General features: G+C 72.2%; 17 protein-coding genes and 1 tRNA gene. 15 read left to right on the top strand and 3 right to left on the bottom strand.

All coding sequences use genetic code 11. The features are described from left to right. Positions 1–314: 314 nt before the first annotated feature. From mfd to ACZ43H_RS15020, 3 genes are read left to right on the top strand one after another with little or no spacing between them, the layout of a single operon-like run. A complete protein-coding gene (gene mfd / locus ACZ43H_RS15030) occupies positions 315–3917 on the top strand; it encodes a transcription-repair coupling factor (RefSeq protein WP_464584106.1) in 3603 nt (1200 codons plus the stop codon). 16 nt (positions 3918–3933) lie between these two features. Beyond that, positions 3934–4620 (top strand): hypothetical protein, encoded by a 687-nt coding sequence (locus tag ACZ43H_RS15025; protein WP_464584104.1) that lies wholly within the window; start codon positions 3934–3936, stop codon positions 4618–4620. A gap of 4 nt (positions 4621–4624) precedes the next feature. Next, the gene (locus ACZ43H_RS15020; RefSeq protein WP_464584102.1) at positions 4625–5311 is read left to right on the top strand and encodes a MazG nucleotide pyrophosphohydrolase domain-containing protein; all 687 of its coding nucleotides are present in this window, start codon (positions 4625–4627) and stop codon (positions 5309–5311) included. A 126-nt stretch (positions 5312–5437) separates the two neighbouring features. On the opposite strand, the gene ACZ43H_RS15015 is transcribed toward ACZ43H_RS15020, so the two are convergent. Then, a complete protein-coding gene (locus ACZ43H_RS15015) occupies positions 5438–6262 on the bottom strand; it encodes a class I SAM-dependent methyltransferase (RefSeq protein ID WP_464584100.1) in 825 nt (274 codons plus the stop codon). A 170-nt stretch (positions 6263–6432) separates the two neighbouring features. Here ACZ43H_RS15015 and eno point away from each other — a divergent pair, with 170 nt between their 5' ends. From eno to ACZ43H_RS14970, 9 genes are all read left to right on the top strand, one after another. Beyond that, positions 6433–7710 carry a phosphopyruvate hydratase gene (gene eno / locus ACZ43H_RS15010; protein ID WP_464584098.1) on the top strand — a complete coding sequence of 426 codons (1278 nt, stop codon included), beginning with the start codon at positions 6433–6435 and terminating at the stop codon, positions 7708–7710. Positions 7711–7729: 19 nt separating this feature from the next. Further along, the gene (locus tag ACZ43H_RS15005; protein ID WP_464584096.1) at positions 7730–8317 is read left to right on the top strand and encodes an FtsB family cell division protein; all 588 of its coding nucleotides are present in this window, start codon (positions 7730–7732) and stop codon (positions 8315–8317) included. After that, positions 8314–8841: a DUF501 domain-containing protein gene (locus tag ACZ43H_RS15000; RefSeq protein ID WP_464584094.1), complete on the top strand. Its 528-nt coding sequence runs from the start codon at positions 8314–8316 to the stop codon at positions 8839–8841. Before ACZ43H_RS15005 ends, ACZ43H_RS15000 begins: the two co-directional genes overlap by 4 nt. Next, positions 8838–9755 carry a Ppx/GppA phosphatase family protein gene (locus ACZ43H_RS14995; protein ID WP_464584092.1) on the top strand — a complete coding sequence of 306 codons (918 nt, stop codon included), beginning with the start codon at positions 8838–8840 and terminating at the stop codon, positions 9753–9755. Before ACZ43H_RS15000 ends, ACZ43H_RS14995 begins: the two co-directional genes overlap by 4 nt. A 104-nt stretch (positions 9756–9859) precedes the next feature. Continuing rightward, positions 9860–10264, top strand: coding sequence for a phage holin family protein (locus tag ACZ43H_RS14990; RefSeq protein ID WP_464584090.1), 405 nt, complete (start codon positions 9860–9862; stop codon positions 10262–10264). Continuing rightward, positions 10261–10506 (top strand): DUF3618 domain-containing protein, encoded by a 246-nt coding sequence (locus tag ACZ43H_RS14985; RefSeq protein WP_464584088.1) that lies wholly within the window; start codon positions 10261–10263, stop codon positions 10504–10506. Before ACZ43H_RS14990 ends, ACZ43H_RS14985 begins: the two co-directional genes overlap by 4 nt. A gap of 23 nt (positions 10507–10529) precedes the next feature. Then, positions 10530–10850, top strand: coding sequence for a hypothetical protein (locus ACZ43H_RS14980; protein WP_464584086.1), 321 nt, complete (start codon positions 10530–10532; stop codon positions 10848–10850). 64 nt (positions 10851–10914) lie between these two features. Continuing rightward, positions 10915–11760: a uracil-DNA glycosylase gene (locus ACZ43H_RS14975; RefSeq protein ID WP_464584084.1), complete on the top strand. Its 846-nt coding sequence runs from the start codon at positions 10915–10917 to the stop codon at positions 11758–11760. A 56-nt stretch (positions 11761–11816) separates the two neighbouring features. After that, positions 11817–11890, top strand: a tRNA-Leu gene (locus tag ACZ43H_RS14970). A 6-nt stretch (positions 11891–11896) separates the two neighbouring features. Here ACZ43H_RS14970 and ACZ43H_RS14965 read toward each other — a convergent pair. Then, a complete protein-coding gene (locus ACZ43H_RS14965) occupies positions 11897–12979 on the bottom strand; it encodes a hypothetical protein (protein WP_464584082.1) in 1083 nt (360 codons plus the stop codon). A 162-nt stretch (positions 12980–13141) separates the two neighbouring features. Here ACZ43H_RS14965 and ACZ43H_RS14960 point away from each other — a divergent pair, with 162 nt between their 5' ends. Next, on the top strand, positions 13142–14008 hold the full coding sequence (locus ACZ43H_RS14960; RefSeq protein WP_464590838.1) for a Bax inhibitor-1/YccA family protein: 867 nt from the start codon (positions 13142–13144) through the stop codon (positions 14006–14008). 67 nt (positions 14009–14075) lie between these two features. Here the strand turns inward: ACZ43H_RS14960 and ACZ43H_RS14955 are convergent, their stop codons facing one another. After that, on the bottom strand, positions 14076–15104 hold the full coding sequence (locus tag ACZ43H_RS14955; protein WP_464584080.1) for an SGNH/GDSL hydrolase family protein: 1029 nt from the start codon (positions 15102–15104) through the stop codon (positions 14076–14078). Positions 15105–15213: 109 nt separating this feature from the next. Here ACZ43H_RS14955 and ACZ43H_RS14950 point away from each other — a divergent pair, with 109 nt between their 5' ends. After that, a complete protein-coding gene (locus tag ACZ43H_RS14950) occupies positions 15214–16641 on the top strand; it encodes a cystathionine beta-synthase (protein ID WP_464584078.1) in 1428 nt (475 codons plus the stop codon). 257 nt (positions 16642–16898) lie between these two features. After that, on the top strand, positions 16899–18335 hold the full coding sequence (locus tag ACZ43H_RS14945; RefSeq protein WP_464584076.1) for a cytochrome ubiquinol oxidase subunit I: 1437 nt from the start codon (positions 16899–16901) through the stop codon (positions 18333–18335). Positions 18336–18347 lie beyond the last annotated feature (12 nt).

Genomic DNA, 18347 nt, shown 5'->3' with positions numbered 1-18347 from the left:
TCTTGGGGAAACGGCTCGGGGGCCATTGACCCTGACCCGTGGCCCGGAGAGTCTGGATCGCGGGGCTCGGGACCCTCCGCGAGCGGCTCACCAGTCGCCCAGGCCGACGGGACGTGCTGATCAGGGGAGGGAGATCGTGGTGTTCGTCCTCTGGCGACCCCCCGCGCGGGAGCCGACGCCACGCCTCGTGCCTGGCCACCGGCACGGCCCGGCCCGGTCGTACGGGCGGCTGGTGAGTCTCGCGACGTAGACTGGGACGCCTCACCCCCTGTCCCTCCCGACCGGGGGCAGTCGTGCTGTCCCAGGAGTGAACTGTGCCCCTCACCGGCCTCGCCGACGCCGTCCTAGCCGAACCCGTCCTGGCCGAGGCGCTCGAGGACGCCAGGGGCGGGGCCCTGCGGGCGCTGGACCTCACCGGCCCCGAGGCGCTGCGCCCGTTCGTGGTCGCCGGGCTGGTCCGCGCCGGCCGCACGGTGCTGGCCGTGACGGCCACCGCCCGCGAGGCCGAGGACCTGGTGACGTCGCTGGGGGACCTGGTCGACCCCACCACGATCGGCTACTACCCCAGCTGGGAGACCCTGCCGCACGAGCGGCTCAGCCCCCGCAGCGACACGGTCGGCCGCCGGCTCGCCGTGCTGCGCCGGCTGTGCCACCCCGGCACCGACGCGTCCAACGGTCCGCTGCAGGTCGTCGTGGCTCCGGTCCGCTCGATCCTGCAGCCGCAGGTCAAGGGCCTCGGTGACCTCGAGCCGGTCGAGCTCGCCCCCGGTGCCACGGCGCCGCTCGACGACGTCGTGCGCCGCCTCGCGGACGCGGCGTACTCCCGCGTCGACCTGGTCGAGAAGCGCGGCGAGTTCGCGGTCCGTGGTGGCATCGTCGACGTGTTCCCGCCGACCGAGGAGCACCCGCTGCGCGTGGAGTTCTGGGGCGACGACGTCGAGGAGATCCGCAGCTTCTCGGTCGCCGACCAGCGGACCCTGGACAAGGTCGAGCGGCTGTGGGCGCCGCCGTGCCGGGAGCTGCTGCTCACCGAGGACGTACGCCGCCGGGCCGCCGAGCTGGGCGAGGCGCACCCGCAGCTGGTCGAGCTCACCGACAAGATCGCCGCTGGGATCGCGGTCGAGGGCATGGAGTCCCTGGCGCCGGTGCTGGTCGACGACATGGAGCTGCTCGTCGACCTGATGCCCGCCGACACCCACGTGCTGGTGCTCGACCCCGAGCGGGCCCGCAGCCGCGCCCACGACCTGGTCGCGACCAGCGAGGAGTTCCTCGGCGCGAGCTGGGCCGCGGCCGCCGGCGGCGGGACCGCGCCCATCGACCTCGGCGCCGCGTCGTACCGCTCCATCGCGGACGTGCGTGAGCACGCCCTGGACCAGCACAAGCCGTGGTGGACGATGAGCCCCTTCGGCATCGCCGACGACGGCGGCGCCCCGACCGACGGGAAGCCGCTGCGCGACGAGCTGGGCGAGGTCGTCAGCGTCGACGTGGACGTGCTCGCCGGAGCCGTGCCGAGCCGGATGCTGCCCGCGACACCGGTGGACGCCTACCGCGGCGACGTGGACCGGGCGCTCGGCGACATCAAGCGCTGGCTCGACGAGGGCCGACGCGTGGCGGTGGTCCACCTCGGGCACGGCCCGGCCCAGCGCATGGTCGAGGTCCTCGGCGAGCGCGACGTGCCAGCTCGGCTGGTCGAACCCGACGACCTGACCCTCGACGCGCGCGTCGTCACGGTGACCTGCGGCGCGCTGTCGCACGGGTTCGTCGACGACGCCGCCCGTCTGGTGCTGCTCACCGGCGAGGACATCTCGGGCCAGAAGTCCTCGACCCGCGACATGCGCAAGATGCCGGCGCGGCGCAAGCGGCAGATCGACCCGCTGGAGCTCAAGGCCGGCGACTACGTCGTGCACGAGCAGCACGGCGTCGGGCGCTTCGTGGAGATGAAGCAGCGCGAGGCCGGCGGGGCGGTGCGTGAGTACCTCGTGCTGGAGTACGGCGCCTCCAAGCGTGGCGGCCCGCCGGACCGGCTCTACGTCCCGGCCGACGCGCTGGACCAGGTCACCCGCTACGTCGGCGGGGAGCAGCCGTCGCTGGACCGCCTCGGCGGTGCCGACTGGGCCAAGCGCAAGGGCAAGGCGCGCAAGGCGGTCCGCGAGATCGCCGCGGAGCTGATCAAGCTGTACGCCGCCCGGCAGGCCACCCAGGGCTACGCGTTCGGTCCGGACAGTCCGTGGCAGCGCGAGCTGGAGGACGCCTTCCCGTTCCAGGAGACCCCCGACCAGCTCAGCACCGTCGACGAGGTCAAGGCCGACATGCGCCGGACCGTCCCGATGGACCGGCTGATCTGTGGCGACGTCGGCTACGGCAAGACCGAGATCGCGGTGCGCGCGGCGTTCAAGGCGGTGCAGGAGGGCAAGCAGGTCGCGGTGCTCGTGCCGACCACGCTGCTGGTCACCCAGCACCTCTCGACCTTCACCGAGCGGATGAGCGGCTTCCCGGTCGTGCTCAAGGGGCTGTCCCGCTTCCAGACCGACAAGGAGGCCCGGGAGGTCATCGCCGGCCTCGCCGACGGGACCATCGACGTGGTGGTGGGCACCCACCGGCTGCTGAACCCCGACATCCGGATGAAGGACCTCGGCCTGATCATCGTCGACGAGGAGCAGCGCTTCGGTGTCGAGCACAAGGAGCAGATGAAGCGGCTGCGCACGTCGGTCGACGTGCTCTCGATGTCGGCGACGCCGATCCCGCGCACCCTGGAGATGGCGATCACCGGCATCCGCGAGATGTCGACGATCACCACCCCGCCGGAGGAGCGGCACCCGGTCCTGACCTACGTCGGGGCGTACGAGGACCGGCAGGTGATCGCGGCGATCCGGCGCGAGCTGCTCCGCGAGGGCCAGGTCTTCTACATCCACAACCGGGTGAACTCCATCGAGAAGGCCGCCGCCCGGATCAGGGAGCTGGTGCCCGAGGCCCGGGTCGCCACCGCGCACGGGCAGATGAACGAGCGCCAGCTCGAGCAGGTGATGCTGGACTTCTGGGAGAAGCGCTTCGACGTGCTGGTGTGCACCACGCTCGTCGAGTCGGGTCTCGACGTCTCCAACGCGAACACCATGATCATCGAGCGGGCCGACACCCTCGGGCTCTCCCAGCTGCACCAGCTGCGCGGCCGCGTCGGGCGCTCCCGCGAACGCGCCTATGCCTACTTCCTCTACCCGGCCGAGAAGCCGCTCACCGAGACCGCGCACGAGCGGCTCGCGACGCTGGCCCAGCACTCCGACCTCGGTGGCGGCATGGCGATCGCGATGAAGGACCTCGAGATCCGCGGCGCGGGCAACCTGCTCGGCGGCGAGCAGTCCGGCCACATCGCCGACGTCGGGTTCGACCTCTACGTCCGGCTCGTGGGCGAGGCCGTGCATGAGTTCCGCGGTGACAAGGAGCCCGAGCTCAACGAGGTCCGCATCGAGCTCCCGATCGACGCGCACCTGCCGCACGACTACATCCCCAGCGAGCGGCTGCGCCTCGAGATGTACAAGCGGCTCGCGGAGGTCCGCTCCGACGACGACGTCGACCTGATCAACGAGGAGCTGCTCGACCGGTACGGCGAGCCGCCGCAGGAGGTGTCCTCGCTCCTGCTCGTGGCGCGCTTCCGGGCCCGGGCCCGCCAGGCCGGGGTCGGAGAGGTCACGATCGCGGGCAAGAACGTGCGGTTCGCGCCTGTCTCGCTGCCGGACTCGCGCGTCGTGCGGCTCAACCGGATGTACCCCAGGTCGATCGTGAAGACCCAGGTCGACACGATCCTGGTGCCACGCCCGCAGACTGCCGTGGTCGGGGGGAAGCCGATCGCGGGCGTCGCCCTGCTTGAATGGGCCCGCGGTGTGATCGACGCCATCATCGACCCGCCGAACGAGAAGCCCTGACGGAGGAGAAGTCGTCGTGACCAAGACCCTGGCTGGCGTGGCCGCCGTGTCCCTGCTGCTCACCGGTGCGCTGTCCGGGTGCGGTGTCGCGGGGACCGACTTCCATCCCGGTGTGGCCGCCCGTGTCGGTGACGACACGGTCAGCGTCTCGAAGGTCGACACGGTCGCCAGCGACTACTGCGGCGCGATCGAGAAGCAGCTCGCCGGCCAGGGCCAGGTGGTGCCGCTGCGTTACCTGCGCGGCTACGTCGTCGGCCAGCTCGCGCTGGTCGACGCCGCCCGCCAGCTCGCGGAGCAGTACGACGTCCAGCCGGGCGCGCAGTACGACCAGAAGGTCGCCCAGCTCGAGTCGGACGTCGCCGCCCTCCCGCAGGACCAGCAGGACGCCGTGGTCGAGATCGAGGCCTCGACCACCTACATCGCCACCGTCCTGCAGGCCGTGGGGGAGAAGGAGCTCGGGACCCAGAGCGGCAGGAAGTCGGCGGCCGCCGGCAAGGCCGGCGAGAAGGCCTTCACGTCGTGGCTCGACGAGCACGGTGTCGAGGTCGACCCGCAGTTCGGGGTGGCGATCGAGGACGGCAAGGCCGTCCAGGCCGACACCAGCGTGTCCTACGCGCTGGGTGACACGGCGGTGCAGGGCGACGCCAAGAGCCCGGACGCGGCGTACGCCGCCGGTCTCCCCGACTCCCAGCGCTGCGGCTGACGTCATGGCAGCGCCGACACCGGGGGAGCCCGCATCCGGTGAGCCCACATCGGAGGAGCCGCTGCTGGAGTTCCGTGAGGTGATGCGGCGGCTGCGGGCCGAGTGCGGGTGGAAGCGCGAGCAGACCCACCGGTCGCTGGCACGCTACCTGGTCGAGGAGCTGCACGAGACCCTCGAGGCGCTCGACACCTGGGAGGCCACCGGCGACGGCGACCACCTGTGCGAGGAGCTCGGCGACCTGCTGCTGCAGGTCTACTTCCACGCGGTCGTGGCCGAGGAGGCGGGCAGCTTCACGCTCGACGACGTGGCCCGCGGGATCACCGAGAAGATGTACCGCCGCAACCCACACGTCTTCGCCCCCGAGGGCGCACCCCGCGCCCCCGCCGGCGACGCCGCCGCCGTGAACGACGCCTGGCAGGCCATCAAGGCGCAGGAGAAGGCCCGCGAGTCGGTCACCGACGGGCTGCCCGCCTCCCTGCCCGCCCTGCTCTGGGCCGACAAGGTCCTCGACCGGCTCTCCCGCCAGGGGCCGGGCCTGTCCCCGGACCCGGACTCCCCGGCCGCGCAGCTCGTCGCCCAACCCCCCTCCGACGACCTCGGCGACCGGCTGCTCGCGCTGGTGGCCGAGGCCAACCTCGCCGGCATCGACCCCGAGCAGGCCCTCCGGGACGCCGTCCGCCGCCTCGTCTGAGAGGTCGAGTCGGCGCAAGCTCGTCTGGAAAACAGGTCGAGTCGGCGCAAGCTCGTCGTGAAAAGGCGTCGAGTCGGCGCAAAGTCGACGAGCTTGCGCCGACTCGACGGGCTGCTCGGGGACGGCTCAGGCGTCCGGGGCCGGCGCGAGGGTGTAGCGGATCGCGACGTCCAGGGACCCTCCGGCGCGTTCGAGGATCCCCGTCACCCGCTCGAGGATCTCCGGATGCGTCTCCGGGGGCACGCGCATCCAGAGCCCGCGCATGGCGGTGCCGAGCGACCACACCCGCCACTGCTCGGTGTCGGTGAACGGCACGGCGTACGTCACGGCCTCGGTGCGCACCTCGCTCAGCCCGGCCGCGCGGAACAGGCCCTCGACGCCGTCGTCGTCGGCGTACACCTCGGGCATGGTGGTCGGCCCGGGTCCGGGCGCCGGCGCGGCGTACTCCGCGAAGAGGTCCTCGATCGAGCGCCAGGTCGGCGGCCAGGGACAGAACGTCGCGATGCCCACCCGGCCGCCCGGCACCAGCAGGTCCGACCAGCGGCGCAGGGCCGCCACGGGGTCGGGGAGGAAGAACAGCACGAGGGAGGCGGCGACCAGGTCGTACGCCGGCAGCGGTGGCCGCGGGTCGGTCGCGTCCCCGAGCGCGACCCACACCTGCCGCAGGCCACGGTCCTCGACCTCGCGGCCGAGCAGCCCGACCATGGCGGGGGAGACGTCGAGCGCGTCCACGTGACCGCCGGAGCCGACCCGTTCGGCCAGTCGCAGGGTGGCTGCGCCGCGGCCGGCGCCGATGTCGAGGGCCCGCTCGCCGGGGCGTGGCTCGAGCAGGTCGACCAGGCCGGCCGCGATGGGACCGAAGAACGGCACGCCGGACTGGTCGTAGGCCGAAGCGAGGGTGTCGAACATGGTGGCGGTGCGGGCCACCGGGTCCTCGGGCTGCAGGGACATGGGCTCACGATCCGCCCGTCAGCGCCGGCGCGCAATGGTCACGGGACGAGGTGCCCGTGGTTACTGCCCAGTCCTCGGCCGGTCGAGAGGGGTTCGCGGGCCGGCGGGCCGGCGGGACTAGGCTGAGCCGCGGCCCAGCCGAATCCTCCGACCACCCCCAGGAGCTACCCGTGGCATCCATCGAAGCTGTCGGCGCCCGCGAGATCCTCGACTCGCGCGGCAACCCCACCGTCGAGGTCGAGGTCCTGCTCGACGACGGTTCGTTCGCCCGCGCGGCCGTGCCCAGTGGCGCCTCCACCGGCGCCTTCGAGGCCGTCGAGCTGCGTGACGGCGGCGACCGCTACCTCGGCAAGGGTGTCGAGAAGGCCGTGACCGGCGTGATCCAGAAGATCGCCCCGGCCATCGAGGGCCTCGCCGCCGACGACCAGCGGCTCGTCGACCAGACCATGCTCGAGCTCGACGGGACGCCCAACAAGGCCGACCTCGGCGCCAACGCCATCCTCGGCGTCTCGCTCGCCGTCGCGCGCGCGGCCGCCGACTCGGCCGGCCTCCCGCTCTACCGGTACGTCGGTGGCCCGAACGCCCACCTGCTGCCGGTGCCGATGATGAACATCCTCAACGGTGGGTCGCACGCCGACTCCAACGTCGACATCCAGGAGTTCATGATCGCGCCGATCGGCGCGCCCACGTTCCGCGAGGCGCTGCGCACCGGCGCGGAGGTCTACCACGCGCTCAAGTCGGTGCTGAAGAAGAAGGGACTGGCCACCGGGCTGGGCGACGAGGGCGGCTTCGCCCCGAACCTCGACTCCAACCGGGCCGCCCTCGACCTGATCGCCGAGGCCGTCGGCGCCGCCGGCCTCGAGCTCGGCAAGGACATCGCGCTCGCCCTCGACGTCGCGGCCAGCGAGTTCTGCACCGACGGCTCCTACACGTTCGAGGGCGTGCAGAAGTCCGCCGCCGAGATGACCGCCTACTACGGCGAGCTCGTCGCGGCGTACCCGATCGTCTCCATCGAGGACCCGCTGGACGAGGACGACTGGGACGGCTGGAAGACCATCACCGACCAGCTCGGGGGCAAGACCCAGCTCGTCGGCGACGACCTGTTCGTCACCAACGTCGAGCGCCTCTCGCGCGGCATCACGGGCGGCCAGGCCAACGCGCTGCTGGTGAAGGTCAACCAGATCGGCTCGCTGACCGAGACCCTCGACTCCGTCGAGCTCGCGCACCGCAACGGCTACCGCTGCATGATGAGCCACCGTTCGGGCGAGACCGAGGACACCACGATCGCCGACCTCGCCGTCGCCACCAACTGCGGCCAGATCAAGACCGGCGCGCCGGCGCGCTCGGAGCGGGTGGCCAAGTACAACCAGCTGCTGCGCATCGAGGACGAGCTCGGCGACGCGGCGCGCTACGCCGGCGCGGCCGCGTTCCCGCGTTTCCAGGGCTGATCGGGGGAAGATCTTCCCCATGGCCGACAACCGACGCACGCCCCCGCGCGGCTCACGTCCGCGGGGGCGCACCGGGCCCGGTCGCACGACCGGGTCCGGGCGAGGTGGCCGACCCCCGCTGCCGCCGACCGCCCAGGGCGCCGCGGGCGGGGGCCGGCCGCGGCGGCCGCGGTTCACCGGCCGGGCCGCGATCCTGGTGCTCGTGCTGGCGGTGCTCGCGATCTCCTACGCCTCCTCGATGCGCGCCTACCTCCAGCAGCGGGCGCACATCTCGGACCTCAAGGCCCAGATCGCGCAGCGCGAGACCAACATCGACGAGCTCGAGCGCGAGAAGCGTCGCTGGCACGACCCGGCGTACGTCCAGGCGCAGGCCCGGGAGCGGTTCGGCTACCTGATGCCGGGCGAGACGTCGTACGTCGTGCTCGGCGAGGACGGCAAGCCGCTGGAGAGCCAGAGCACGCTCACCGACCCGTCCACGGTCAACAAGAAGGCACCCACCGCCTGGTGGACCACCGAGTGGAAGTCGGTGCAGCTGGCGGGCAACCCGCCGAAGCCGGAGGCACCCCCGGCGGACGAGATCGACGGCTCGGAGGAGACCAAGAAGTGAGCGACCCCGTCACCGCGAGCGACATCGCGGCGATCACAGCCCAGCTGGGCCGGGAACCACGGGGGATCCACGAGGTCGGCCACCGCTGCCCGTGCGGCAACCCGGACGTCGTGACGACCGAGCCGCGGCTGCCCAACGGCACGCCGTTCCCGACGACGTACTACCTCACCTGCCCGCGTGCGGCCTCGCGGATCGGGACCCTCGAGGGCTCCGGGCTGATGAAGGAGATGGAGGCCCGGCTCGGCGAGGACCCCGAGCTGGCCGCGGCGTACGCCGACGCGCACCGGCGCTACCTCGAGGCGCGCACGGAGATCGGCCGCGAGGCCGGGCTGGACGTGCCCGAGATCGAGGGCATCTCCGCCGGCGGCATGCCCGACCGCGTCAAGTGCCTGCACGTGCTCGCCGGCCAGGCGCTGGCCCAGGGACGTGGTGTGAACCCGCTCGGCGACGAGGTGCTCGACGCGCTCGGCGAGTGGTGGTCGGCGGGTCCCTGCGTGGGGACCGACGCGACCCCGGCGGAGTGACCACCGTCGCCGCGGTCGACTGCGGCACCAACACGATCAAGCTGCTCGTCGGCGACGTGGTCGACGGCGGCCTCGTCGACGTCGTGCGCGAGACCCGGATGGTGCGGCTCGGCGAGGGCGTCGACCGGACCGGGCGGCTCGGCGACGAGGCGCTGGCGCGTGCGTTCGCGGCCCTCGACGAGTACGCCGAGATGATCGGCGCGCACGACGTGTCCCGGATCCGCTTCTGCGCCACGTCGGCGACCCGCGACGCGGCCAACGGTGACGTGTTCGCCGCGGGGGTCCGCGCCCGGCTCGGCGTCTCGCCGGAGGTCGTCACCGGAGTCGAGGAGGCCGGTCTGGCCTTCGACGGCGCGGTGCGCAACCTGCGTACGCCGCCGACCGAGCCGGTCCTGGTCGTCGACATCGGCGGCGGGTCGACCGAGCTGGTCCTGGGCTCCTCCGGGACGCCGGACGCCGCGCACTCCATGGACATCGGCTCGGTCCGGCTGCACGAGCGCCACCTGCACTCCGACCCGCCGACACCGGCCGAGGTGGCCGCGTGCGTCGCCGACGCCGACGCCCACCTCGACGCGAGCCCGGTCGACGTGGGCCGGGCCGCGACCGTCGTGGGGGTGGCCGGCACCGTTCTCACGGTCGTCGCGGGCGCGCTCGAGCTCCCGGCGTACGACCGCCACGCGATCGACCAGGCCGTGGTGCCGGTCGCCGACGTGCACCGGGTCGCCGACCGCCTGGTGGGGATGACCGTCGCCGACCGGCTGGCGCTGGGCTACATGCACCCCGGCAGGGCCGACGTCATCGACGCCGGCGCGCTGATCCTCTCCCGCGTCCTCGCCCGCACCTCCGTGGCCACCCTGGTCGCCTCGGAGGCCGACATCCTCGACGGCATCGCCTGGTCCCTGGTGGACGGATAGTCCGGCACGTTTCGTACGTTCCCACGCTCGGGCCGGTGCAGGAACGTGCCGGACTATCCGGGGGGAGCGGGATTGGGGTGTGGACGAGTGGGCACGGAACCCCCATGGACGAAACCACGACTCGACCCCCGGACGAGCCGATCGGCGCGCTGGTGCACCGGCTGTCCGAACAGATTCCCGACCTGGTCCGCAGCGAGCTGCGGCTGGCCCAGGCCGAGCTGACCGAGAAGGGCAAGAAGGCGGGCGCCGGCGTCGGGCTGTTCAGCGTCGCCGGGCTGCTGGGCCTCTTCGCGCTCGCGACGCTGATCACGACCGCGATCCTCGCCCTCGCCCTGGCCGTGCCCGCCTGGCTGTCCGCGCTGATCGTGACGGTCGTGCTGCTGGCCGCCGCCGGCGTCGCGGCGCTGGTGGGCAAGAAGGAGGTCCAGCAGGCAACCCCGCCCGCACCGGAGCGGACCATCGCGAGCGTCCGCGAGGACGTCGCCGCAGTCAAGGGAGGCCACACGTGAGCACCAACGGCACCAGCCCCGAGGAGATCGAGGCCGAGATCGCCCGCCAGCGCGAGGAGCTGGCCGCGACCGTCACCCAGCTGCAGTCGAAGCTGGACGTGAAGACCCGCGCCCAGCACCGGGCGCGAGAGCTCCGGGACCGCGCCACGACCGACTCGGGACGACCCCGCCCCGAGGTGGTGGCCGTGGCCCTGGCCGTCGTGGCCCTCACCGGCGTGCTCGTGTGGCGCCGTACCCGCTGACCCCGACCGACAGGAGAATCCCCATGAGCAAGCTGACCCTCATCGCCGCCGGTGCCGCCGGCTACGTCCTCGGCACCCGCGCCGGCCGCGAGCGCTACGAGCAGATCGCCGACGGCGCGCGACGCGTCATGGGCAACCCGCGCGTCCAGTCCGCGAAGCAGCAGGCGCAGGACGTCGTTGCCGAGCAGGCCGCGGCGGCCAAGGACGTCGTCATGGAGAAGGCCAAGGAGACCGCCTCGACCGCTGCGTCCGCGGCCGCGGACAAGGTACGCCGCGGCGACGGCGGCGCGCACGCCTCCGGCCAGTCGTGGCCGGCGGACACCGCGGCGCCGCCGGCCTCCTGAGCAGGCCCCCGAGCACTCCCCGGGGAGTCAACGGGACGGGCGGCCGGTCGGGCACGATGGGCGCGTGACCGACCGGCTGCCGCACCCCGTCACGGGGCGGCTCTTCGCCTCGCCCGTGCCGCCCGGCACGGGCTGGCCCGAGGACCCCGCCCCCGCCGGCACCCCCGTCGCCCGCACGCCTGCGGGCGTGCGCAGGCTCGCCGCCGCGGGCGGCCTCGGCGAGCTCGAGGCTCGGGTCTCGGTCTGCTCCGCCTGCCCGCGGCTGGTCGCGTGGCGGGAGCAGGTCGCCCACGAGAAGCGGGCGTCGTACGCCGCCGAGCCCTACTGGGGCCGCCCGATCGCCGGGTGGGGCGACCCCGAGCCGAGGCTCCTCGTGGTCGGCCTCGCGCCCGCCGCGAACGGAGGCAACCGGACCGGCCGGATCTTCACCGGCGACCGCTCGGGCGACTGGCTCTTCGCCGCGCTGCACCGGGTCGGCCTGGCGACGCAGGCCACCAGCACGCACGCCGGCGACGGCCAGCGGCTGGTCGGCACCCGGATGGTCGCGGCCGTGCGCTGCGCACCACCGCTGAACAAGCCGACCACCGAGGAGCGGGACACCTGCGCGCCGTGGCTGGACGCCGAGCTGCGCCTGGTGTCGGACTCGGTGCGAGCCGTCGTGGCGCTGGGGTCCTTCGGCTGGGCGGCCGCGCTGGCGGCGTACTCCCGGCTGGGCTGGGAGGTGCCGCGCCCGCGACCGCGGTTCGGCCACGGAGCCGAGGCCGTGCTGACCGGTCCCGACCACGAGGTGATCCTGGTGGGCAGCTATCACCCGAGCCAGCAGAACACCTTCACCGGGAAGCTGACCGAGGACATGCTGGACGACGTGCTCGGCCGGGCAGCGGACGCTGCGAGAATCCCCGGGACATGACCGGGACGTCATGCGTTCCGAGGCCTCCAGCCCCCAGAACGCATGACGTCGCGTCGGCCCCCGTATCCCAATCGGCAGAGGAAGTCGCCTTAAAAGCGACCGAGTGTGGGTTCGAGTCCCACCGGGGGCACCGCCGTCAGGCCGCGGCCACCGGGCTCGGGGCCTGCGACCGGCGGTAGGCCATCACCGGCTGCCAGCGGTCGTGCAGCGTGGTGATCAGGCTGATCAGGGCCAGGAAGAAGATCGTGTTCCACGGGCTGCTGTCCGCCCCGGCCAGCCAGCGGGCCACCGCGACGATCCCGACGTTGACCAGCAGCCGGGCGAGGAACGCCAGCCCCGTCGACTCGATGCTGCGCGCCCGCCGCGCGGCCGCGAGCGTGATCGCGGCGTTCAGCACCACGAAGGCACCGATCGCGACGAACAGCTCGAGGTTGCTGGCGTGGATGCCCGGCAGCGTCTGGGCGTAGATGACCGAGATCAGGCCGAGCAGCACCACCTTCTCGACGGTGACCCACGAGACGACCTTCCCCGACCCGGCCCGCCACGCGGCCTGCTCGGCGGCGGTGTCGATGGCCTCCGGCAGGGGGTCGGCCGCCAGGCGCAGGCTCCAGTCCGGATCGGGCAGCCGCGGGCGTACGACGAACCACAGGATCGCCGCCAGCAGCAGGATCAGCGAGATCAGCAGCGGCCACGCCCAGTCGTAGTCCCGCAGCGTGTCGGTGACGTCGAGCTGGGCCACGTGCAGCCAGTACTCCTGCGGCAGCTTGATGAAGATCCAGATCAGGGCCGCGGTGATCACCCAGTGCCGGAGCGAGACCTTCTTGGTCTGCCAGCGCGTCCGCCATCCCTCGTAGGCGATGAAGAAGTACTCGAACGTGTTGGGGAAGATCAGCAGCAGCGCCCGCACCTGGCTGAGCTCGAACGCCACCACGCCCACCAGCCGGTAGAAGTAGAGGAAACGGCCGACGTCGTACGCCGGCAGGTTCACCCAGTTGCGCAGCGTGGCGAGGTAGGCGATGGCGAGGTAGTAGACGTCCATCGCCTTGTCGTAGCCCTGGTAGCCCGGCGGGTCGTAGCCGAACATCTGGAAGATCGTCTGGTCGACCCCGTCGAGGAGCAGGCACCCCACGACGGCGGGCAGCGGGTAGCGCGGGATCAGCAGCGGGAGCAGGAACCGTGCGCCGACGACGGCGACGAACACGTAGTCGACACCACTCATGGTCGGAGTGTGGCGAAGGCCCCCGCGGGTGCGCAGGGTCCTAGGTCACTTGTGGGAACCCCTGAGGCCACTGGGACGTTGGAACCGGTGGACCCTCCTAGGATGGGTCCAGTGAGACGAGCCGTCAGGGAGACGGTCGCCCCGGCCTCCAAGGAGGAGACCATGCAGAGCAACAACCCGGTGTTCCGGCGCTCGGAGGAGTTCAACCGCCCCGGCGCGAACGCCTACGGCAACCAGACCTACGCCGGGAACGGCACCGCCCACCCGGGCTACGGCCAGCAGCAGGGCTACACCGACCCGTCGACGTGGGGCACCGGTACGCCGGGCGCACCCACCACCACCTCGGCGCCGATGACGATCGACTCGGTCGTGCAGAAGACCGGCCTGTCCCTCGCCGTCGTGATCATCACGGCGTTGGCCACCTGGATCATGACCCCGTCGATCGAGAACGGTGCGATCAGCGCTGGGCTCGGGGCGGCCGTGATGCTCGGCAGCCTGGGTGCCTTCGCGCTGTCGATGGTCAACTCGTTCAAGCGGGTGATCAGCCCGGCGCTGGTCCTGGCCTTCTGCGCCTTCGAGGGCGTCGCTCTCGGAGCCCTGAGCAAGATGTTCGACGTGCGCTTCGGCGACGGCGTCGTGTCCGGTGCCGTCATCGGTACCTTCGCGGCGTTCGCCGGCACGCTCGCGGCGTACAAGGTCTTCGACATCAAGGTCGGCAACAAGTTCCGCATGATGGTGATGGCTGCCGTCTTCGGCATGGTCGGCCTCAGCCTGATGGAGCTGGTTCTGGGCCTCTTCGGGGCCAGCCTCGGCCTGTTCGGGTTCGGCACGCTCGGCCTGTTGACCGCCGTCGCCGGCCTGGTGCTCGGCGTCTTCATGCTGGTCATGGACTTCGACTTCGTCGAGCAGGGCATCGCCAACGGGATCCCCGAGCGGGAGTCGTGGCGCGCGGCGTTCGCGATGACCGTGAGCCTGGTCTGGATCTACACCAACCTGCTGCGCCTGCTGGCGATCTTCAGCCAGGACTGACCCACGCGTCCGGCCCCGCAACGGTCGGTGCAGGAACGAAGGCCCCGGACGCCGTCCGGGGCCTTCGTCATGCCTGGTCCGCGGGGGTGGACTCGTCGTGCGCGTCGGGCGCCTCGCCGGGCGTCTCCGGGTGGCGCCGGCGGTGGCGCAGCTCGACCCAGAGCCCGCGCACGCCGCGGCGCGAGCCGCCCACCTCGGTGCCGTCGAGCTCGGTGCCGGGGTTGTTGACCGCCTGCACAGCCGCCGCGACGATCGGCAGCACACCCTCGCCGCGGAACGCCTCGGGCTGCGCCTCGTCCTCCGGGATCAGGTCCAGCGCGGCCAGCGTCGAGGGCAGCAGCACCGTCACCAGCGAGCGGTAGCCGTCGGCGGACGGGTGGAACTGGTCCGGCCCGAAGAGGATCGCGGGCGCGGCGGCGAACTCGGGCCCGAGGATCGAGCCGAGCGAGACGGTGCGGCCACCCTCCTCGACCACGGCGATCGTCTGGGCGGCGGCCAGCCGCCGTGACCAGGCGCGTGCGACCTGCTTGAGCGGAGGAGCGATCGGCTTGATGGTGCCGAGGTCCGGGCAGGTGCCCACGACGACGGCCACACCGGCCTCGCGGAGCCGGCGCACGCCCTCGGAGAGCTGGCGCACCGAGTGGGACGGGAGCACGGTGTGGGTGACGTCGTTGGCGCCGATCAGGATGACCGCGACGTCCGGCTCGATCGGCAGCGCCCGCTCGATCTGGGCGGCCAGGTCGGAGGTCTGGGCGCCGACGACGGCGAACTCCCGCAGGTGCACCCGCCGGTCGGCCCGCTCGGCGAGGCCGCTGGCGAGCAGCGCCCCGGGGGTCTCCTCGACCCGGTCCACGCCGTACCCGGCCGCGCTCGAGTCGCCCAGCAGGGCCACCTTGATGGCCGGCCCGGGGCGGCCGCGGCCGTACCAGCCGGTGGCGTCCGGCGGCGGCTCCTCGCGGATGACGCCGATCGTGCGCCGGGCCAGCTTCGCCTCGAGCGTCAGCACGCCGAACAGGCCGGCGCCCAGCGCGGACAGGCCGCCACCACCGAAGGCGGCGGCGGACGCGAGCTTGCGAGCGGCACCGGCTTTCCCCACGCCCTCACCTTACGGAAGAGACCGATACGGGGCGCCGGGGACGGCCTCCGGTGGACGATTCGGCGTCGGGTATTGGGGGGTTGGCCGCACCGCGCAATAGATTGGCCGGATGCAGTACGTGAACTCTCTCCTCGACCTCATCGGCAACACCCCGCTGCTGAGGCTCTCGCGGTCCCTCGCCACCCCCGACGGACCCTCGTTCGACGACTCCTCCGACCAGCCCGGGCACGGCCCGCTGCTGCTCGCCAAGGTGGAGTACCTCAACCCCGGTGGCTCCGTGAAGGACCGCATCGCGACCCGCATGATCGAGGCCGCGGAGGCGTCCGGCGCGCTGCAGCCCGGCGGCACGATCGTGGAGCCGACGTCCGGCAACACCGGCGTCGGCCTGGCGATGGTGGCCCAGCAGAAGGGCTACAAGTGCATCTTCGTCTGCCCCGACAAGGTCAGCGAGGACAAGCGCAACGTGCTCAAGGCGTACGGCGCCGAGGTCGTCGTCTGCCCGACGGCGGTCGCCCCGGAGCACCCGGACTCCTACTACAACGTGTCCGACCGGCTCGCCTCGCAGCCGGGCGCCTGGAAGCCCGACCAGTACTCCAACCCGAACAACCCGCGCTCGCACTACGAGACCACCGGGCCGGAGATCTGGGAGCAGACGGAGGGGAGGATCACCCACTTCGTCTGCGGTGTCGGCACCGGCGGCACGATCAGCGGCATCGGCCGCTACCTCAAGGAGCAGAACCCCGACATCAAGATCATCGGCGCCGACCCGGCCGGCTCGGTCTACTCCGGCGGCACCGGCCGCCCCTACCTCGTCGAGGGCGTGGGTGAGGACTTCTGGCCCGAGACCTACGACCGGACCGTCGCGGACCGCATCATCGAGGTCTCCGACGCCGACTCGTTCGCGTTCACCCGCCGGCTCGCCCGCGAGGAGGCGCTGCTGGTGGGCGGCTCGTCGGGCATGGCGGCGTACGCCGCGAAGCAGCTCGCGCTCGAGCTGGCCGGCACCCCCGAGGGTGAGAACGCCGTCATCGTGGTGCTGCTGCCCGACTCCGGTCGCGGCTACCTCACCAAGGTGTTCAACGACGAGTGGCTGGCGCAGTACGGCTTCCCGGTCGAGGGGACCGAGGGCGACGAGCAGACCGTCGGCGACGTGCTGCGCGGCAAGGACGGGCGGCTGCCCGACCTGGTCCACACCCACCCCGCGGAGACCATCGCCGAGGCGGTGCACATCCTGCAGGAGTACGGCGTCTCGCAGATGCCGGTCGTCCGCGCGGAGCCCCCGATCGTGGCCGCCGAGGTGGCGGGCTCGGTCTCCGAGCGGGCCCTGCTCGACGCGCTGTTCGCCGGCACCGCCAAGCTGACCGACCCGGTCGAGGACCACATGTCCGCGGCGCTGCCCACGATCGGCTCCTCGGAGCCCGCCAGCGCCGCGGTGAAGATGCTCGAGGCCGCCGACGCGGTGCTCGTCCACGAGGACGGCAAGCCGGTCGGGGTGCTCACCCGCCAGGACCTGCTGGCGTTCCTCGCCCGCAGCTGACCCACGGGGTCGAGTCGGCGCAAGCTCGCGCGACCTAGCCCTCGAGTCGGCGCAAGCTCGTCAGCAACTGACGAGCTTGCGCCGACTCGACGTGTTTTCGCGCCGTGTCTGCGCCGACTCGACCTCGGTCGGGACCTTGGTCCCCTGAGGACGTTGCCTCCGTCCCGCCCGGTGGTTGCCTCCGGCCGGTCCGGCACACCCGCGGATTCTCTTAACGTCGAGACACCTCACCCGTGCGTCCCGGCCCAGGAGTCTTCGTGGATCCCCTCGACATCGCCCGCTGGCAGTTCGGCATCGTCACCGTCTACCACTTCCTGTTCGTGCCGATCACGATCGGGCTCTCGGCGATCGTGGCGGGCTACGAGACGGCATGGGTGCGGACCCGGAACCCGCACTGGCTGCGGCTGACGAAGTTCTTCGGCAAGCTGTTCCTCATCAACTTCGCCATCGGCGTGGTGACCGGCATCGTGCAGGAGTTCCAGTTCGGCATGAACTGGAGCGACTACTCGCGGTTCGTCGGCGACATCTTCGGGGCGCCGCTGGCCATCGAGGGCCTGCTGGCCTTCTTCCTCGAGTCCACGTTCCTGGGGCTGTGGATCTTCGGCTGGGACCGGCTCTCGCCGCGCCTGCACGCCAGCTGCATCTGGATCGTGCACGTCGGCACGTTGCTCTCGGCGTACTTCATCCTCGCCGCCAACTCCTGGATGCAGCACCCGGTCGGCTACGAGTACAACCCCGACACCGGACGCGCCGAGCTGCACGACTTCGCGGCCGTGCTGTTCAACAAGGTCCAGCTGGTGACGTTCCCGCACGTCGTCCTGTCGGCCTACCTCACCGGCGCCGCGTTCGTCGTCGGCGTGGCCTTCTGGTCGATGATGCGCCGCGACCGAGGAGACGACGACCGCAGCATGTACCGCCGGGCCGTCCGCACGGGCGCCGCGGTGGCGCTCGTGGCCGGTCTCGGCGTCGCGGTCACGGGCGACATCCAGGGCAAGATCATGACCGAGGTCCAGCCGATGAAGATGGCCGCGGCCGAGGCGTTCTACGACACCGAGGACTCCGCCGGCTTCTCGCTGGTCACGATCGGCAGCCTCAGCGGCGACCAGGAGAAGTTCGCGATCAAGGTGCCCGGGCTGCTGTCCTTCCTCGCGACCGGCCACACCGACGGCACGGTCGAGGGCATCAACCAGCTGCGCGCGGAGTACCAGAAGACGTACGGCGAGGACCCGGGCGCCACGTACTACTCACCGGGTGACTACACCCCGGTCATCCCGGTCACCTACTGGAGCTTCCGGCTGATGATCGGCCTGGGCCTGCTGGCCGCGGCCGGCGCCGCGCTGATCCTGTGGGTGACCCGCAAGGGCCGGGTGCCGTCCGGTCGGGCCTGGGTGTGGCTGGCCGTCGCGATGCCGCTGCTCCCGGTCGCGGCGAACTCCTTCGGCTGGATCTTCACCGAGATGGGCCGCCAGCCCTGGGCGGTCTTCGGGCTGATGACGACGGCCAGCGCCGTCTCCCCGGGGGTCGGGGCCGGCACGGTGCTGACCTCGCTGATCGCCTACACGCTCGTCTACGCGGTGCTGGCCGTCGTCGAGGTGGGCCTGATCCTCAAGTACGTCCGGGCCGGTGCCGAGCCGCTCCCCGAGGACACGGGACCCACCGACACCCCCGACCGCCCGCTGGCGTTCGCCTACTGAGGAGGGACGACG

This window comes from Nocardioides sp. DN36, assembly GCF_055380375.1.
The sequence above is the reverse complement of the archived record's forward strand: the minus strand, read 5'-3'. Positions and strand labels throughout refer to the sequence as shown.